A 14,725-nucleotide genomic window follows, 5' to 3' on the forward strand; every position below is an offset into this window, starting at 1 on the left:
CTCTATATCCAGTTTCATTCAAACTTTCGCCTGAAATCTACCGGTTATCATTTTCGCCCGGTCGCTACAATATACACTTCGCGGGAACGGGCCCGGGAAGAGTCCGGCTTACGAACTTTGACCTTCGCAAACAGGGAGCGAATTTCCTTAAGATACTCCTCGAAACCTTCGCCCTGAAACACCTTCACAACAAAACTACCACCAGGCGCTAGTACATCACGACACATTTCTAACGCTAGCTCCACCAGATACATGGCGCGGGGGATATCCACCGCCGGTGTTCCACACATATTTGGTGCCATATCTGACATGACAACCTGGACCTTACTGTCACCTACACGATCAAGTAACGCTTTAAGCACTAATTCATCACGAAAGTCGCCCTGAAGGAAGTCGACACCGACGATAGGATCCATTGGTAAAAGATCGCACGCGATGATTCGGCCCGTTCCGCCGATCTGCGTTACCGCATACTGGGACCATCCGCCAGGTGCCGCACCGAGGTCAACAACCGTCATCCCCGGCTTAAAAAGTTTGTCACTTTGCTGTATTTCATCAAGTTTAAACCAGGCACGGGAACGCAACCCCTTTTTCTGCGCCTGTTGAACATATTTATCGCTAAAGTGTTCCTGAAGCCAGCGGCTGGAGCTGGCAGAACGCTTTTTACCTGTCATTTAACATTTCCGTCCTGGTTCATCGTTACCTGCCTGTGACGTAAATTTCTACGCAGCTATTTGGCGATATAAGGGAGATGGCGGTAGAATGAACCGTTTTCAATCCCAACGTAAGCAAAAATATACGATGAATCTGAGTACTAAACAAAAACAGCACCTTAAAGGTCTGGCACATCCGCTCAAGCCTGTAGTGATGCTTGGCAACAATGGTTTGACCGAAGGGGTGCTTGCCGAGATTGAACAAGCGCTGGAACACCACGAGCTGATCAAGGTGAAAATCGCCTCTGAAGACAGAGACACTAAAAACCTGATCGTGGAAGCCATCGTGCGCGAAACCGGCGCCTGTAATGTACAGGTCATCGGTAAAACGCTGGTGCTCTACCGCCCATCTAAAGAGCGTAAAATCTCGCTGCCACGCTAAGGATATCCTGAATCGAACACATTTTCTGTGTGAAACGAGGGATTTCTGTCAGCAGGCGAGCAAAATGCCATGCTCCTTGAGTTGATAAAAGGCCGCTATGCGGCCTTTTTCTTTTCTTTACAATGTATCAACATCTTACCAGAGATGCGAATTACAGGTATTCAACCTTAATAATTTCGTATTCCACTTCACCGCCAGGCGTGCGAATGGTAACAACATCATCCTGCTCTTTGCCAATCAGGCCGCGAGCAATCGGAGAGTTCACGGAAATCAGGTTCTGTTTGAAGTCTGCTTCATCATCACCCACGATGCGATAGGTCTGCTCTTCGTCGTTGTCCAGGTTCAGCACGGTCACGGTTGAACCAAAGATCACACGCCCATTGTTAGGCATCTTGGTGATATCGATAACCTGCGCATTGGACAGTTTTGCTTCGATATCTTTGATACGTCCTTCACAGAAGCCCTGCTGCTCACGCGCCGCATGGTATTCAGCGTTCTCCTTCAGGTCGCCATGCTCACGCGCATCCGCGATAGCGGCGATAATTTCAGGGCGACGAACGGATTTCAGGAAATCCAGCTCTTCGCGCAGTTTTTCGGCACCACGTAAGGTCATCGGAATAGCTTGCATTTGTTATACCTCTTAAACATTCCTGTTGGGAGCAGTGTTCCCTGCCCCTGCCCCCCTAAGCGGGCAAGAAGCAAAAAGAAAACCGACCCGGGAGCAACGCCCCAGGTCAGCAGCAATTTTTCAATTTGATACGCATTTTACCGCGAAGTTCACTATGGGTCATCGTTTACTTTGCAGTGCTATGCACCGTAGTATGACGGTTTGTTTTCGGGTTGTTAGCGCGAGATTATGCGATTTTCCAGATTTATCATCGGATTGACTACCAGTATAGCGTTCAGCGTTCAGGCCGCGAATGTTGATGAGTACATTAATCAGCTACCCGCAGGTGCTAACCTTGCATTGATGGTGCAGAAGGTCGGGGCGCAGACGCCAGAGATTGACTATCACAGTCAACAGATGGCGCTGCCTGCCAGTACCCAAAAGGTGATCACGGCCCTCGCCGCGCTGCTTCAGCTCGGCCCTGACTTTCGTTTTACCACCACGCTTGAGAGCAAAGGCAACATTGAGGGCGGTGTACTGAAGGGCGATCTTATTGCCCGTTTTGGCGGCGATCCGACCTTTAAGCGCCAGGATATCCGCAATATGGTGGCGGTGCTGAAAAAATCCGGTGTGACGAAAATCGAGGGTAACGTGCTGATCGACACCTCGATTTTTGCCAGCCATGATAAAGCGCCAGGCTGGCCGTGGAACGACATGACGCAATGCTTTAGCGCACCACCCGCCGCCGCGATTGTTGACCGCAACTGCTTTTCAATTTCCCTTTACAGCGCGCCCAAACCGGATGATTTAGCGTTTATCCGCGTGGCATCCTACTACCCGGTGACCATGTTTAGCCAGGTGCGTACGCTGGCCAAAGGCTCCCCGGATGCCCAGTATTGTGAACTGGACGTGGTGCCTGGCGATCTTAACCGTTTCACGCTCACCGGCTGTCTGACCCAGCGCGCCGATCCCCTGCCGCTGGCCTTTGCAATACAAGATGGCGCGAGCTACGCGGGTGCCATTCTGAAGGATGAACTGAAGCAGGCAGGCATTAGCTACTCCGGTACGCTGCTCCGCCAGACGCAGGTCAACCAGCCCGGAACGGTCATCGCCAGCAAACAGTCGCCTCCGCTGCACGATTTGCTGCGAATTATGCTGAAAAAGTCTGACAACATGATTGCTGATACGGTGTTCCGCATGATCGGCCACGCGCGTTTTGGCGTGCCGGGAACCTGGCGCGCGGGCTCAGACGCTGTGCGCCAGATCCTGCGCCAACAGGCGGGAATCGATCTGGGTAATACCATTGCTGTCGATGGTTCCGGATTATCGCGTCATAATTTGATCGCACCGGCAACCATGATGCAAGTGCTTCAGTACATTGCACAACATGACTCTGAGCTAAACTTTATTTCAATGCTGCCGCTTGCCGGGCATGACGGTTCTCTGCAGTATCGCGCCGGGCTTCACGCGGCCGGCGTAGATGGCAAAGTATCCGCTAAAACAGGTTCACTGCAGGGCGTTTACAATCTTGCAGGGTTCATCACGACAGCCAGCGGACAACGCATGGCCTTCGTACAGTATCTTTCCGGCTATGCCGTCGAACCGACCGATCAGCGCAACCGTCGTATTCCGCTGGTTCGCTTCGAAAGCAGGCTTTATAAAGACATTTATCAGAATAACTAGCGATGAAACTACTCATAGTTGAAGATGATCTGTTATTGCAGGAAGGACTCGCGCTGGGGCTTGCCAACGAAGGGTATGCTCTGGATTGTGCCGGTACCGCGGCAGAGGCGGATTCCCTGATCCAGAGCGGCGAGTACAGTCTGGTGATCCTCGATTTGGGTTTGCCGGACAAAGACGGCGCGACGCTGCTCACCCAATGGCGTCGGCGCGGCATCGCTAACCCGGTGTTGATCCTGACAGCACGCGATGCGATTGAAGATCGTATTACCGGCCTCGATGCTGGCGCAGATGACTATCTGGTGAAGCCCTTTGCGCTCGCAGAACTTCAGGCCCGCGTGCGGGCGCTTATCCGGCGCTATCAGGGGCACAGCGATAATCTGCTGACGGACGGCGACATCACGCTCAATCTGCAAACCCAGCAGGTACTGCGTCAGTCCCAGCCCGTTGAAGTGACCCCAAAAGAGTTCGCCCTCCTGACCCGCCTGATTATGCGCAGCGGGCAAACGGTGCACCGTGAAACGCTGCAACAGGACATTTACTCCTGGCAGGACGATCCCGGCTCTAACACCCTGGAAGTCCACATCCATAACCTGCGTCGCAAGCTTGGCAAAGACAGGATAAAAACCGTCCGCGGCGTTGGCTATCGTCTGGAGAGCCAGAAATGAACAGCATGCGTCGGCGATTAATGGTGTTGCTGGCGGTCATTCTGTTATTTTTCCAGCTGATAAGCGTGATTTGGTTGTGGCATGAAAGCCGTGAGCAGATTGGCTTTCTGGTGAATGAAACGCTGTCTGCAAAAGCCCGCAATAACCATGTCGAAAAAGAGATCCGCGAGGCGATTGCATCTCTTCTGGTCCCTTCCCTGGTGATGGTCAGTTTCACACTGCTGTTTTCATTCTGGGCGGTCACCTGGATAACCCGGCCTCTGAATAAACTCCGCGACAGCCTCGCTAATCGTTCGGCGGATAACTTAACGCCGCTGCCTATGTATTCCGACATGGAAGAAATAGGCGCCGTTACCACCTCTCTCAACCAGCTACTCGCCAGGCTGGACAGTACCATTCAGCAGGAGCGTCTCTTCACCGCAGACGCCGCCCACGAACTGCGAACGCCACTGGCCGGGATCCGGCTTCATCTGGAGTTAATGGCGCAGTCAGGCTCTCCGCAGGCAACAACGTTAATCAGCCGTATCGATCAGCTCATGCATACCGTTGAACAACTGCTGATGCTGGCCCGTGCCGGACAGGCGATGGCGAGCGGTCACTATGAGACCATTAACTGGACGGACACGATCATAACGCCCCTTGGTCTTGAGCATGAAGCCAAAGAACATACGGTGATATGGCCGGCCAAAAGTACCCTTACGGTGCAGGGTGACGCGGTGCTTTTGCGACTGATGCTGCGTAACCTGCTGGAAAATGCCGGACGTTACAGTCCACCAGGCACAACAATCACCGTGGCACTAACCGAGGTTGCGGGAGGTACGCTGGTCAGCGTGAGCGATCAGGGGCCCGGCATCGATGAAGCACATCGACAGTCGATCACCGAGCCGTTCCGTCGGCTTGATCAGCGCTACGGCGGTAGCGGCCTGGGCCTGAGTATCGTACAGCGTATCCTGCAACTCCACCGCGGTAAGCTGGCGCTGGAGAACGGTGCTGAAGGCGGCCTGATAGCAAGCTGCTGGCTCCCCTCAACGCTGGAATAAAAAAAGCCCCCGGAATGGGGGCTTTAGACAGATATCAGTGCTTGTAGATGAACTCGACACCTTCTTCGTCGTCTTCATCCCAGTCATCGTCCCAGTCGTCTTCCTCTTCCGCTTCCAGCTCTTCGAGCTGCTGACGGTGGTAGTCATCCCACATGAATTCGACTTTTTCTGGCTGTTTCGCTTCTTCAGCCTGAACGACCGGGTTTTCGATGATAAAGGTCATCACATCCCAGCAGAGGTCTTTCACGCCAACCTGGCTTGCCGCGGAGATCAGGTAGTATTTATCTTCCCAGCCCATCGCTTCAGCAATCGCTTTAGCTTTCGCTTCCGCTTCAGCTTTATCCATCAGGTCGATCTTGTTGAAGACCAGCCAGCGCGGTTTAGACGCCAGTTTTTCGCTGTATTTTTCCAGCTCACCGATGATGATCCGGGCATTTTCAACCGGATCGGAACCATCAATAGGATCGATATCAATGAGGTGCAGCAGTACGCGGCAACGCTCAAGGTGTTTCAGGAAGCGAATGCCGAGACCGGCACCTTCCGCTGCACCTTCGATCAGACCCGGGATGTCAGCAACAACGAAGCTCTTCTCGTTATCCATACGGACAACACCCAGGCTCGGTACCAGCGTGGTAAACGGATAGTCCGCCACTTTTGGTTTCGCCGCAGAAACCGCGCGAATAAAGGTCGATTTACCGGCATTTGGCATACCCAGCATGCCCACGTCTGCCAGTAGCATCAGCTCCAGCTGCAGATCGCGCTTATCGCCCGGCGTTCCCATCGTTTTCTGACGCGGAGTACGGTTAACGGACGATTTGAAGCGGCTATTGCCCAGACCGTGCCAGCCGCCTTTTGCAACCATCAGGCGCTGACCGTGTTTGGTCATGTCACCCATGGTTTCACCGGTGCCCTGGTCAATCACGCGCGTACCAACCGGCACTTTAATGGTCACGTCTTTACCGCGTTTACCGGTACAGTCGCGGCTCTGACCGTTCTGACCACGTTCAGCGCGGAAGGATTTTTCGAAACGGTAGTCGATCAGCGTGTTGAGGTTCTCATCCGCCTCCAGCCACACATCACCACCATCCCCGCCGTCGCCGCCATCCGGGCCACCTCGAGGAATATATTTTTCACGGCGGAAGCTCACGCAACCGTTGCCGCCATCACCAGCCACAACCAGGATCGTTGCTTCATCAACAAACTTCATTTTACTCTCCGTAACTCATTCGCCTGAGCGGGGACCGCTTCATTTTTGCGCCAACGTCCCCAAAGACGATGACCAATGGCGGAATACATCGCGCCCGCAACCACGACAAACGCACCGAGATAGCCCAACAGGTTGAGCATCGGTCTGACGAAGACATCGGGCCAGGCCATTGATAACAAATCTGAAAATAACAGGGTAAACAGCGGAGTCAGCGTGATCAATGCGCTAACCTGTGCTGCCTGCCAGCGCGCCATTGCTTCAGCAAGCGCGCCATAACCAACCAGCGTGTTAAGCCCACAAAAAATGAGGCACGCCAGCTGCCAGTCGCTCAGCTGGGTAATGACCCCCGGCTTTGCTAACGGCAATAATGCAACTGTACATAAAGTGTACAGCAAAAAAAGGATCTGCTGTGAGGCCAGGCGCCGCAATAACACCTTTTGCGCGACGCCATAGCTTACCCAGACCGTAGCTGCTCCCACACCAAAAATCACACCCCAGGTGTAATCCGTCAGGCGGGTAAAAATTTCGATCAGGCTGGTGTTAAAGAACATCACCAGACCACACAGCAACATGCTCGCCCCGATAATCTGCGTCCCACGCATCTTCTCCTTGAGGATAAACACGCTGGCGACCATCATGCCCACAGGTGAAAGCTGACCAATCACCTGTGACGCTGTAGGGCTAAGATACTGCAGAGAAGAGCTGAACAGGATGAAGTTACCAAACAGACCGCCCGTCGCGATAGCCAGCAGCACCAGCCAGCGCGGTTTGCGGAAAAGTCGCAAAGGCGGAAGCTTACCTTTGATAGCCAGAATGGCGCCGAGGCCGATGCTTGCCATCAGAAAGCGATAAAAGACCACCGTAGGCGGCTCCATCACTTCCAGTACTTGCTTCATTGCAATTGGCAGCGCACCCCAGCACATTGCGGTCGTGAGCGCCAAAAGAATACCAATGCCGGCCTGCTGCTTCATGCCCGTTTTCCCTACAGAAAATTTTCCGGGTTTCCAATGTAAAAAGCCCCGCAACACGTTGCGGGGCTTTAATCCGTTACCGGACCGAGAAAACCTTACTCAGCAACGATGCTGATGTATTTACGGTTGTTCGGGCCTTTAACTTCAAATTTCACTTTACCGTCTGCTTTAGCAAACAGAGTGTGGTCACGACCGCAACCTACGTTGTTGCCAGCGTGGAATTTGGTACCACGTTGACGAACAATGATGCTACCCGCCAGAACGGATTCGCCACCGAAACGCTTAACGCCCAGGCGTTTAGCTTCTGAATCGCGACCGTTACGTGTGGAGCCGCCAGCCTTTTTATGTGCCATTTAAATCTCTCCTCAGGTCTTAGGCGCTGATGCCAGTAATTTTCACATCAGTGAACCACTGACGGTGGCCCTGCTGCTTACGGTAGTGTTTACGACGACGAAACTTAACGATTTTAACTTTCTCGCCACGACCGTGAGCAACAACTTCAGCTTTGATAACGCCGCCATCAACGAAAGGAACGCCGATTTTGACTTCTTCACCGTTTGCGATCATCAGAACTTCTGCGAACTCAACAGATTCGCCAGTTGCGATGTCCAGCTTTTCCAGGCGAACGGTCTGACCTTCGCTTACTCGGTGTTGTTTACCACCACTTTGGAAAACCGCGTACATATAAACTCCGCTTCCGCGCACATCCTCGTATGATTCAGAGTGCGCTATAAATATTCACAATAGGGCGCGAATATTACGCAAAACGCGAGCCTTTGACAAGTGCTACCATCAATACATGAAGAAAAAAAACACAACACGTACGGTAACGTTTATCTGAGCCGTTTTTTCAGTACAATCAGCACTACTATTGATAAACCGAAACCCTTCGTTACCCCATTGAAGATGGGATCAACAGGATGAAAAGCCCGGCTTTTGCGATGAATTTAGAAAAAATCAATGAGTTAACCGCGCAAGATATGGCGGGTGTGAATGCAGCAATCCTGGAGCAACTCAACTCTGACGTTCAGTTGATCAATCAGTTGGGCTATTACATTGTCAGCGGCGGCGGTAAACGCATTCGCCCGATGATTGCCATTCTGGCTGCCAGAGCCGTTGGCTATCAGGGAAATGCCCACGTCACGATCGCCGCACTGATCGAATTTATTCACACAGCGACGCTTCTGCATGACGATGTTGTGGATGAATCCGATATGCGTCGCGGTAAGGCCACGGCCAATGCCGCCTTCGGTAATGCCGCCAGCGTTCTGGTCGGGGATTTTATCTATACCCGCGCCTTCCAGATGATGACCAGCCTGGGCTCGCTGAAAGTGCTGGAAGTGATGTCAGAAGCCGTAAACGTCATCGCTGAAGGCGAAGTGCTGCAGCTGATGAACGTCAACGATCCGGATATCACTGAAGAAAACTACATGCGCGTCATCTACAGCAAAACAGCACGCCTGTTTGAAGCGGCCGCGCAGTGCTCCGGCATTCTGGCTGGCTGTTCTGAGGCTCAGGAAAAAGGGCTCCAGGACTATGGTCGCTATCTGGGGACAGCCTTCCAGCTAATTGATGATTTGCTGGACTACAGTGCGGACGGCGAAACGCTCGGCAAAAACGTGGGCGATGACCTGAACGAAGGCAAACCGACCCTGCCGCTGCTCCATGCGATGCGCAACGGAACTGCAGATCAGGCGAAAATGATCCGTGAGGCGATCGAACAGGGAAATGGTCGCCATCTTCTGGAACCGGTACTGGAAACTATGGCGATCTGCGGTTCACTGGAATGGACGCGTCAGCGTGCCGAAGAAGAGGCTGATAAAGCCATCGCTGCCCTTCAGGTTATTCCAGACAGCCCGTGGCGTGATGCCCTTATTGGCCTTGCCCACATCGCTGTTCAACGCGATCGTTAATCCTTTCACGCCTCCCCGTTTCCATCTCGGGGAGGTTCTAAAACACCCCAGTAAATTCCGTATTCATGTAAATTCATCGGTTTAGAGACCGCATGAATAAAGGCATGTCTTATTCTGAATATCCCTTCAAGTAACGCGAACTTTTTAGAACAAGAGTTTGAAATGGGTATAGTAAGCCAGTCGTTTCAGAAGAAACGGCGTAGGTGAATCCGCACTTAAGGACAGCGTTATGGATACGAAATTTATCGACTGGCATACGGCAGATATCATTGCGGCACTGCGCAAAAGAGGGACGTCACTGGCAGCAGAGTCCCGCCGCCATGGTCTGAGTTCTTCCACCCTGGCCAACGCCCTGACCCGCCCCTGGCCAAAGGGAGAATTAATTATCGCGACGGCGCTGGAAACGCACCCGTGGGTGATCTGGCCCTCGCGCTACCACGATCCCATTACCCATGAATTCATCGACAGAACGCGCATGATGCGCCAGAGAAAGTTAAAGAAAGAACCACAGGAATAACGCGCTTTTTAGCAGGAACAGCAACCCCCCGGTCATCTCTGGCAGGGGGCTGCCGGAACGATTACTCGCCCTTCACACGCTCGATATTGGCACCCAGCGCGCGCAGTTTGTCTTCGATACGCTCATAACCACGATCGATGTGGTAAATACGATCCACCACCGTAGTACCTTCCGCAATACACCCCGCCAGCACCAGGCTTGCAGACGCACGCAGATCGGTTGCCATCACCTGAGCACCTGACAGTTTCTCCACGCCGTGGCAAATCACGGTATTGCTCTCGATCTCAGCATGCGCACCCATACGGATCAGTTCCGGTACGTGCATAAAGCGGTTCTCGAAAATGGTCTCTGTGATGAAGCCTGTCCCTTCGGCAACCAGGTTCAACAGGGTGAACTGCGCCTGCATGTCCGTTGGGAACGCCGGATGCGGCGCCGTACGTACATTGACCGCTTTTGGACGCTGACCGTGCATATCGAGGCTGATCCAGTCTTCGCCGATTTCGATATCCGCGCCTGCATCACGCAGTTTCGCCAGCACCGCATCCAGGGTATCAGGCTGCGCGTTGCGACAAACAATCTTACCGCCAGAGATCGCTGCGGCCACCAGGAAGGTGCCGGTTTCGATACGGTCGGGCAGAACGCGATACACACCGCCGCCCAGACGCTCAACGCCTTCGATGGTGATACGGTCAGTACCCTGGCCGGAGATCTTCGCCCCCAGCGCCACGAGGAAGTTGGCAGTATCCACAATCTCTGGTTCACGCGCGGCGTTTTCGATGATGGTCGTGCCTTCTGCCAGCGTTGCCGCAGACATGATGGTGACGGTTGCGCCCACGCTCACTTTGTCCATGACAATGTGCGCGCCTTTCAGACGACCGTTGACGGAGGCTTTAACGTAACCTTCTTCCAGCTTGATCTCAGCGCCCAGTTTCTCCAGACCATAGATATGCAGATCAACCGGACGCGCACCGATGGCGCAACCGCCCGGCAGTGAAACCTGACCCTGACCAAAACGAGCCACCAGCGGGCCAAGCGCCCAGATGGATGCACGCATGGTTTTCACCAGATCGTAAGGCGCAGAGAAGTTGTTCACGTTGCTGGCATCGATCCAGACGGAACCGTTACGCTCAACTTTCGTGCCCAGCTGGGTGAGCAGCTTCATGGTGGTGTCGATATCTTTCAGCTTCGGTACGTTCTGAATTTCTACCGGCTCTTCCGCGAGCAGCGCAGCAAAGAGGATTGGCAGCGCGGCGTTTTTCGCGCCAGAAATTGTGACTTCGCCCTGGAGACGCGTTGGCCCCTGTACACGAAATTTATCCATTGTGTGCTCTCTTATAAATTCAACCGTGCTGCGGGCCTGTCGCCCTCAGCTCAAAAACCGTTTAGTTTGCGATCGCGTGCCCACTCTTGCGGGGTGAACGCTTTAATCGACAGGGCGTGGATGCGGTTATCCGCAATATATTCCATCAGCGGCGCGTACACAGCCTGCTGTTTCTTCACACGGCTCATACCGTCGAACATCTCACCCACAGCAATAACCTGGAAGTGACTGCCATCGCCAGTGACGTGGGCTTCCTGAAGGGAGAGTGCATTCATCAGCACTGTCTGGATTTCATGATTTTCCATGGGTTCTTAATCATCTGATAGTGAAAACAAGCCCAACATCTTAGAGCAAAGTGGCGTCGTCTTAAACAAGCAAAAAGCCCCGACGATGAAACTGTCAGGGCTTTCGGAAGTAACGCACTGAAAATATTAACGAGGCAGGACGTCCGGAGGCAAATTGTAGAGTTGGGCAAGGGTAACGACATTATCGCTCGCGCCATGAAGCCTGACGCTTGTCCCCTGCTTTTTCCCCACAGCGACCAGATGGGCGAGCAGCGCAACACCTGCCGTATCCACCCGCGTGACGTCGGTTAAGTCGATGAGCGTCACGCCCTGCATCGCGTCGTGGCGTTTATCCCACAGTGGGTTCAGCAGGTCCTGATCAAGTTCACCGGACAGCTTTAACGTCTCACCTTCACGCGACCAGCTGAGTTGCTGCGACATTACTTTTTCTCGTCCAGAGTAATTTTCTGACGCGCAATAGACTGCAGTTGCGCGGTCAGGCCATCAATACCTTTGGTGCGCAGCAGGTCACTCCACTCGTTCTGTTTGGTGGTGATCATGCTTACCCCTTCGGCAATCATGTCATAGGCCTGCCAGTGCCCGGTCTGGCTGTTTTTACGCCACTGGAAATCCAGGCGCACCGGTGGACGGCCGTTAGGATCGTTGATCGTCACGCGGATAGGCACAATGGTGGCATCACCCAGCGGCTGCTCGGGAGCAATCTGATAGGTCTGGCCGTGGTACATCGCCAGCGCCTGACCATACGCCTGTTTCAGGTATTCACGGAACGCAGCAAAGTAGGCTTCACGCTGCGCAGGCGTCGCATCTTTGTAATAACGTCCCAGCACCAGCGCACCAGCATATTTGATCTGCACATAGGGCAGCAGTTCCTGGTCTACCACGTCACGCAGATAATCAGGATTCGCGCGAATTTTTGGCTGTTCGTTTTTGAGACGGTCGAAGGTTTTCTTCGCAGCTTCGTCCATCAGTTTGTACGGGTTGCTTTGATCCGCAGCATGAGCCGCAGTCAGGGGAGCAATGACCAGCATGGCAACCATTAACAGTCGTTTAAACATGAATGACTTCTCCTGAATTAATTCGTCGCACCTGGGGTCGGCGCAGCGTTGGTATGGTCTTCACTCTGCGCAGGGGCATCGTCAGACTTTTTATCATCCCCTTTACTGTTGTAAAGGAACTGACCAATCATATCTTCCAGCACCATCGCGGACTTCGTATCCTGGATAACGCTACCGTCTTTAAGGATAGTCGTTCCAAGCTCAGGGTCTTCAAAGCCAACGTTGAGTGCCAGGTATTGCTCTCCCAGCAGGCCGGAAGTACGGATTGACAGGGAGCTGGTGTCCGGAATGTGGTTGTAACGCTCTTCGATATCCATCGCAACGCGCGGCAGATACGTTTTCTCATCAAGCGTTATGTCTGATACACGCCCAATAACAACGCCACCAATACGCACCGGTGAGCGCGCTTTCAGGCCGCCGATATTATCGAAGGTGGCATAGACACGGTACGTCGGCTCGGTGCGCACTGAGGTGATATCCGCCGCTCGCAGACAGATAAACAGTGCGGCCAGCAGCGCCAGCAGCAGAAACACGCCGACCCAAATTTCATTTTTTCTCGTTTGCATGAACTCAATTCCCAAACATCAGTGCGGTGAGCACAAAATCCAGACCCAGTACGGCCAGCGACGAATGTACGACAGTACGTGTAGTTGCACGGCTAATGCCCGCCGACGTCGGAATGGCATCATAACCATTGAACAAGGCGATCCAGGTGACCGTAATGGCAAATACCACGCTTTTAATCAGGCAGTTAACCAGATCCATTCGCAGATCGATGGCATCCTGCATGGCGGACCAGAAGAAACCGGCATCAATGCCTTTCCAGTGGACCCCCACCAGCGAACCACCCCAGATCCCCACGGCGACAAACAGAATAGTCAGTAGCGGTAACGAGATCACCCCCGCCCAGAAACGCGGAGAGATGACCCGACGCAGCGGGTCGACCGCCATCATCTCCATGCTGGAGAGTTGCTCGGTGGCGCGCATCAGGCCAATTTCTGCCGTGAGTGCTGATCCTGCACGACCGGCGAACAGCAGCGCCGCCACAACCGGCCCCAGTTCACGCAGCAGTGAGAGCGCCACCAGCATCCCGAGGCTGGTTTCCGCACTGTAGGTGGTCAGAACGAGGTAGCCCTGCAGCCCCAGCACCATACCGATAAACAGGCCGGAGACAATGATGATGAGCATCGACAGCACACCGACATTATAAAGCTGCCGCACCAGCAGAGGCGCGTGCTTGCGAAACTCCGGCTTGCCAACCAGCGCGTTGAATAACATTAATCCGGCACGCCCGAACGTCCTGATGGTTTTTATGCCACGGTGTCCAAGGGCGGCCAACGCATTTAACAGCATGAGTGGCTTAACTCCCTAATCCCAGTAAATCGTCACGATAATCGCCCGCCGGGTAGCGGAACGGTACGGGTCCGTCAGCAATACCATCGAGGAATTGCCGCACGCGCGGATCGCAATTTTCCTGAAGCGCCTGGGCGCTGCCGTGTGCGACGATCTTTTTGTCCGCCACGATATAGGCGTAATCGGCAATGCTCAACACTTCCGGTACATCGTGAGACACCACAATACAGGTTACGCCGAGCGCGCTGTTCAGTTCAGAGATAAGCTTCACCAGCACGCCCATCGTGATGGGATCCTGTCCGACAAACGGTTCGTCGAACATGATTAAATCGGGTTCTAATGCAATGGCTCGCGCCAGTGCGGCACGTCGCGCCATCCCGCCAGACAGTTCTGAAGGCATCAGTTTGGCAGCCCCCCGCAGACCGACAGCTTCAAGCTTCATCATCACCGTGCTTTTCAGCAGTTCAGGCGGCAGGCTGGTATGTTCGCGCAGCGGATAAGCCACGTTATCAAAGACGTTCATGTCGGTGAACAGCGCCCCCGACTGAAAGAGCATACTCATACGTTTGCGGACAGTATACAGGCGCGAGCGCGACATCTCCGGGATGTTTTCGCCATCGAAGAGGATTTCACCGCTATCAGGTGGTATCTGCCCACCAATAAGGCGCAGAAGGGTCGTTTTACCGATCCCGGACGGCCCCATGATGGCGGTAATTTTGCCACGCGGTACGGTCAACGAAATATCATCGAATATCAATCGATTACTACGCGAGAAACTCACACCGCGGACATCGACTAAATTCGCCATCGTTTGGCTCATTTATGGTTCCTTTCTTACCCTGCTCACGTTTAAGCGTGCAGCCTGAATCAGCCCTAAACTCAGCATTTTTACAGAATATTAGCCATTGAGGTTAGCGAAAGCTGGCATTTGTTTTACTTTTCCGGCGCATAAAGTCAAAATTAGGAATTCGTTACGCCTCAGACCGTATGCAG

The 14,725-nt window shown here is 53.5% G+C and carries 19 protein-coding genes; 6 read left to right on the forward strand and 13 right to left on the reverse strand.

All coding sequences use genetic code 11. The features are described 5' to 3' along the window. Positions 1-47 precede the first annotated feature (47 nt). Positions 48-674: a 23S rRNA (uridine(2552)-2'-O)-methyltransferase RlmE gene (gene rlmE, locus BFV64_RS20790; RefSeq protein ID WP_003861812.1), complete on the reverse strand. Its 627-nt coding sequence runs from the start codon at positions 672-674 to the stop codon at positions 48-50. Between the two features lie 127 nt (positions 675-801). Here rlmE and yhbY point away from each other — a divergent pair, with 127 nt between their 5' ends. Beyond that, on the forward strand, positions 802-1,095 hold the full coding sequence (gene yhbY / locus BFV64_RS20795; RefSeq protein ID WP_003861814.1) for a ribosome assembly RNA-binding protein YhbY: 294 nt from the start codon (positions 802-804) through the stop codon (positions 1,093-1,095). Positions 1,096-1,246: 151 nt separating this feature from the next. Here yhbY and greA read toward each other — a convergent pair whose 3' ends face one another. Then, the gene (gene greA, locus BFV64_RS20800; RefSeq protein WP_014171793.1) at positions 1,247-1,723 is read right to left on the reverse strand and encodes a transcription elongation factor GreA; all 477 of its coding nucleotides are present in this window, start codon (positions 1,721-1,723) and stop codon (positions 1,247-1,249) included. Positions 1,724-1,951: 228 nt separating this feature from the next. Here greA and dacB point away from each other — a divergent pair, with 228 nt between their 5' ends. The 3 genes from dacB to pmrB are packed head-to-tail and all read left to right on the forward strand — an operon-like array spanning position 1,952 to position 5,090. Then, a complete protein-coding gene (gene dacB, locus BFV64_RS20805; RefSeq protein WP_014885378.1) occupies positions 1,952-3,385 on the forward strand; it encodes a serine-type D-Ala-D-Ala carboxypeptidase in 1,434 nt (477 codons plus the stop codon). Between the two features lie 2 nt (positions 3,386-3,387). After that, the gene (gene pmrA / locus BFV64_RS20810; protein WP_014885379.1) at positions 3,388-4,050 is read left to right on the forward strand and encodes a two-component system response regulator PmrA; all 663 of its coding nucleotides are present in this window, start codon (positions 3,388-3,390) and stop codon (positions 4,048-4,050) included. Then, positions 4,047-5,090, forward strand: coding sequence for a two-component system sensor histidine kinase PmrB (pmrB, locus tag BFV64_RS20815; protein WP_023331397.1), 1,044 nt, complete (start codon positions 4,047-4,049; stop codon positions 5,088-5,090). The genes pmrA and pmrB overlap by 4 nt, the downstream gene beginning before the upstream one ends. Positions 5,091-5,124: 34 nt before the next feature. Here pmrB and cgtA read toward each other — a convergent pair whose 3' ends face one another. From cgtA to rplU, 4 genes are all read right to left on the reverse strand, one after another. Continuing rightward, positions 5,125-6,297: an Obg family GTPase CgtA gene (gene cgtA, locus BFV64_RS20820; RefSeq protein WP_014885381.1), complete on the reverse strand. Its 1,173-nt coding sequence runs from the start codon at positions 6,295-6,297 to the stop codon at positions 5,125-5,127. Next, on the reverse strand, positions 6,294-7,268 hold the full coding sequence (locus BFV64_RS20825; RefSeq protein WP_014885382.1) for a DMT family transporter: 975 nt from the start codon (positions 7,266-7,268) through the stop codon (positions 6,294-6,296). Before BFV64_RS20825 ends, cgtA begins: the two co-directional genes overlap by 4 nt. Positions 7,269-7,363: 95 nt before the next feature. Further along, positions 7,364-7,621, reverse strand: coding sequence for a 50S ribosomal protein L27 (rpmA, locus tag BFV64_RS20830; protein ID WP_004385076.1), 258 nt, complete (start codon positions 7,619-7,621; stop codon positions 7,364-7,366). 19 nt (positions 7,622-7,640) lie between these two features. Further along, positions 7,641-7,952 carry a 50S ribosomal protein L21 gene (rplU, locus tag BFV64_RS20835; RefSeq protein ID WP_003025032.1) on the reverse strand — a complete coding sequence of 104 codons (312 nt, stop codon included), beginning with the start codon at positions 7,950-7,952 and terminating at the stop codon, positions 7,641-7,643. Between the two features lie 257 nt (positions 7,953-8,209). On the opposite strand from rplU, the gene ispB reads away from it, so the two are divergent. Continuing rightward, positions 8,210-9,181 (forward strand): octaprenyl diphosphate synthase, encoded by a 972-nt coding sequence (gene ispB, locus BFV64_RS20840; protein WP_032629753.1) that lies wholly within the window; start codon positions 8,210-8,212, stop codon positions 9,179-9,181. Between the two features lie 229 nt (positions 9,182-9,410). Beyond that, positions 9,411-9,698, forward strand: a complete 288-nt coding sequence (gene sfsB / locus BFV64_RS20845; protein WP_014885384.1) for a DNA-binding transcriptional regulator SfsB — start codon at positions 9,411-9,413, stop codon at positions 9,696-9,698. A 61-nt stretch (positions 9,699-9,759) separates the two neighbouring features. On the opposite strand, the gene murA is transcribed toward sfsB, so the two are convergent. The 7 genes from murA to mlaF all read right to left on the reverse strand — a co-directional run bounded on the left by murA (position 9,760) and on the right by mlaF (position 14,552). Continuing rightward, the gene (murA, locus tag BFV64_RS20850) at positions 9,760-11,019 is read right to left on the reverse strand and encodes a UDP-N-acetylglucosamine 1-carboxyvinyltransferase (RefSeq protein ID WP_014885385.1); all 1,260 of its coding nucleotides are present in this window, start codon (positions 11,017-11,019) and stop codon (positions 9,760-9,762) included. Positions 11,020-11,069: 50 nt separating this feature from the next. Then, positions 11,070-11,324: a BolA family iron metabolism protein IbaG gene (gene ibaG, locus BFV64_RS20855; RefSeq protein WP_008501458.1), complete on the reverse strand. Its 255-nt coding sequence runs from the start codon at positions 11,322-11,324 to the stop codon at positions 11,070-11,072. Positions 11,325-11,450: 126 nt separating this feature from the next. Then, positions 11,451-11,744, reverse strand: coding sequence for a lipid asymmetry maintenance protein MlaB (gene mlaB / locus BFV64_RS20860; protein WP_014885386.1), 294 nt, complete (start codon positions 11,742-11,744; stop codon positions 11,451-11,453). After that, complete coding sequence (gene mlaC / locus BFV64_RS20865) at positions 11,744-12,379, reverse strand: phospholipid-binding protein MlaC (protein WP_014885387.1); 636 nt, start codon at positions 12,377-12,379, stop codon at positions 11,744-11,746. The genes mlaB and mlaC overlap by 1 nt, the downstream gene beginning before the upstream one ends. Positions 12,380-12,396: 17 nt before the next feature. Then, on the reverse strand, positions 12,397-12,945 hold the full coding sequence (mlaD, locus tag BFV64_RS20870; protein WP_014885388.1) for an outer membrane lipid asymmetry maintenance protein MlaD: 549 nt from the start codon (positions 12,943-12,945) through the stop codon (positions 12,397-12,399). Between the two features lie 4 nt (positions 12,946-12,949). Then, a complete protein-coding gene (gene mlaE / locus BFV64_RS20875) occupies positions 12,950-13,732 on the reverse strand; it encodes a lipid asymmetry maintenance ABC transporter permease subunit MlaE (RefSeq protein WP_010436044.1) in 783 nt (260 codons plus the stop codon). A 7-nt stretch (positions 13,733-13,739) separates the two neighbouring features. Next, the gene (mlaF, locus tag BFV64_RS20880; protein WP_014885389.1) at positions 13,740-14,552 is read right to left on the reverse strand and encodes a phospholipid ABC transporter ATP-binding protein MlaF; all 813 of its coding nucleotides are present in this window, start codon (positions 14,550-14,552) and stop codon (positions 13,740-13,742) included. Positions 14,553-14,725: the final 173 nt, after the last annotated feature.

Source organism: Enterobacter kobei, from assembly GCF_001729765.1.
GTDB classification, from domain to species: domain Bacteria; phylum Pseudomonadota; class Gammaproteobacteria; order Enterobacterales; family Enterobacteriaceae; genus Enterobacter; species Enterobacter kobei.

Bases quoted from the DNA above. Each gene is read 5' to 3' on its own strand.
- mlaB (WP_014885386.1), bottom strand. From the start codon at position 11,744: ATGTCGCAGCAACTCAGCTGGTCGCGTGAAGGTGAGACGTTAAAGCTG.
- pmrA (WP_014885379.1), top strand. From the start codon at position 3,388: ATGAAACTACTCATAGTTGAAGATGATCTGTTATTGCAGGAAGGACTC.
- murA (WP_014885385.1), bottom strand. From the start codon at position 11,019: ATGGATAAATTTCGTGTACAGGGGCCAACGCGTCTCCAGGGCGAAGTC.
- cgtA (WP_014885381.1), bottom strand. From the start codon at position 6,297: ATGAAGTTTGTTGATGAAGCAACGATCCTGGTTGTGGCTGGTGATGGC.
- mlaC (WP_014885387.1), bottom strand. From the start codon at position 12,379: ATGTTTAAACGACTGTTAATGGTTGCCATGCTGGTCATTGCTCCCCTG.
- greA (WP_014171793.1), bottom strand. From the start codon at position 1,723: ATGCAAGCTATTCCGATGACCTTACGTGGTGCCGAAAAACTGCGCGAA.
- mlaD (WP_014885388.1), bottom strand. From the start codon at position 12,945: ATGCAAACGAGAAAAAATGAAATTTGGGTCGGCGTGTTTCTGCTGCTG.
- BFV64_RS20825 (WP_014885382.1), bottom strand. From the start codon at position 7,268: ATGAAGCAGCAGGCCGGCATTGGTATTCTTTTGGCGCTCACGACCGCA.
- yhbY (WP_003861814.1), top strand. From the start codon at position 802: ATGAATCTGAGTACTAAACAAAAACAGCACCTTAAAGGTCTGGCACAT.
- mlaE (WP_010436044.1), bottom strand. From the start codon at position 13,732: ATGCTGTTAAATGCGTTGGCCGCCCTTGGACACCGTGGCATAAAAACC.
- ibaG (WP_008501458.1), bottom strand. From the start codon at position 11,324: ATGGAAAATCATGAAATCCAGACAGTGCTGATGAATGCACTCTCCCTT.
- mlaF (WP_014885389.1), bottom strand. From the start codon at position 14,552: ATGAGCCAAACGATGGCGAATTTAGTCGATGTCCGCGGTGTGAGTTTC.
- ispB (WP_032629753.1), top strand. From the start codon at position 8,210: ATGAATTTAGAAAAAATCAATGAGTTAACCGCGCAAGATATGGCGGGT.
- pmrB (WP_023331397.1), top strand. From the start codon at position 4,047: ATGAACAGCATGCGTCGGCGATTAATGGTGTTGCTGGCGGTCATTCTG.
- rplU (WP_003025032.1), bottom strand. From the start codon at position 7,952: ATGTACGCGGTTTTCCAAAGTGGTGGTAAACAACACCGAGTAAGCGAA.
- sfsB (WP_014885384.1), top strand. From the start codon at position 9,411: ATGGATACGAAATTTATCGACTGGCATACGGCAGATATCATTGCGGCA.
- dacB (WP_014885378.1), top strand. From the start codon at position 1,952: ATGCGATTTTCCAGATTTATCATCGGATTGACTACCAGTATAGCGTTC.
- rpmA (WP_004385076.1), bottom strand. From the start codon at position 7,621: ATGGCACATAAAAAGGCTGGCGGCTCCACACGTAACGGTCGCGATTCA.
- rlmE (WP_003861812.1), bottom strand. From the start codon at position 674: ATGACAGGTAAAAAGCGTTCTGCCAGCTCCAGCCGCTGGCTTCAGGAA.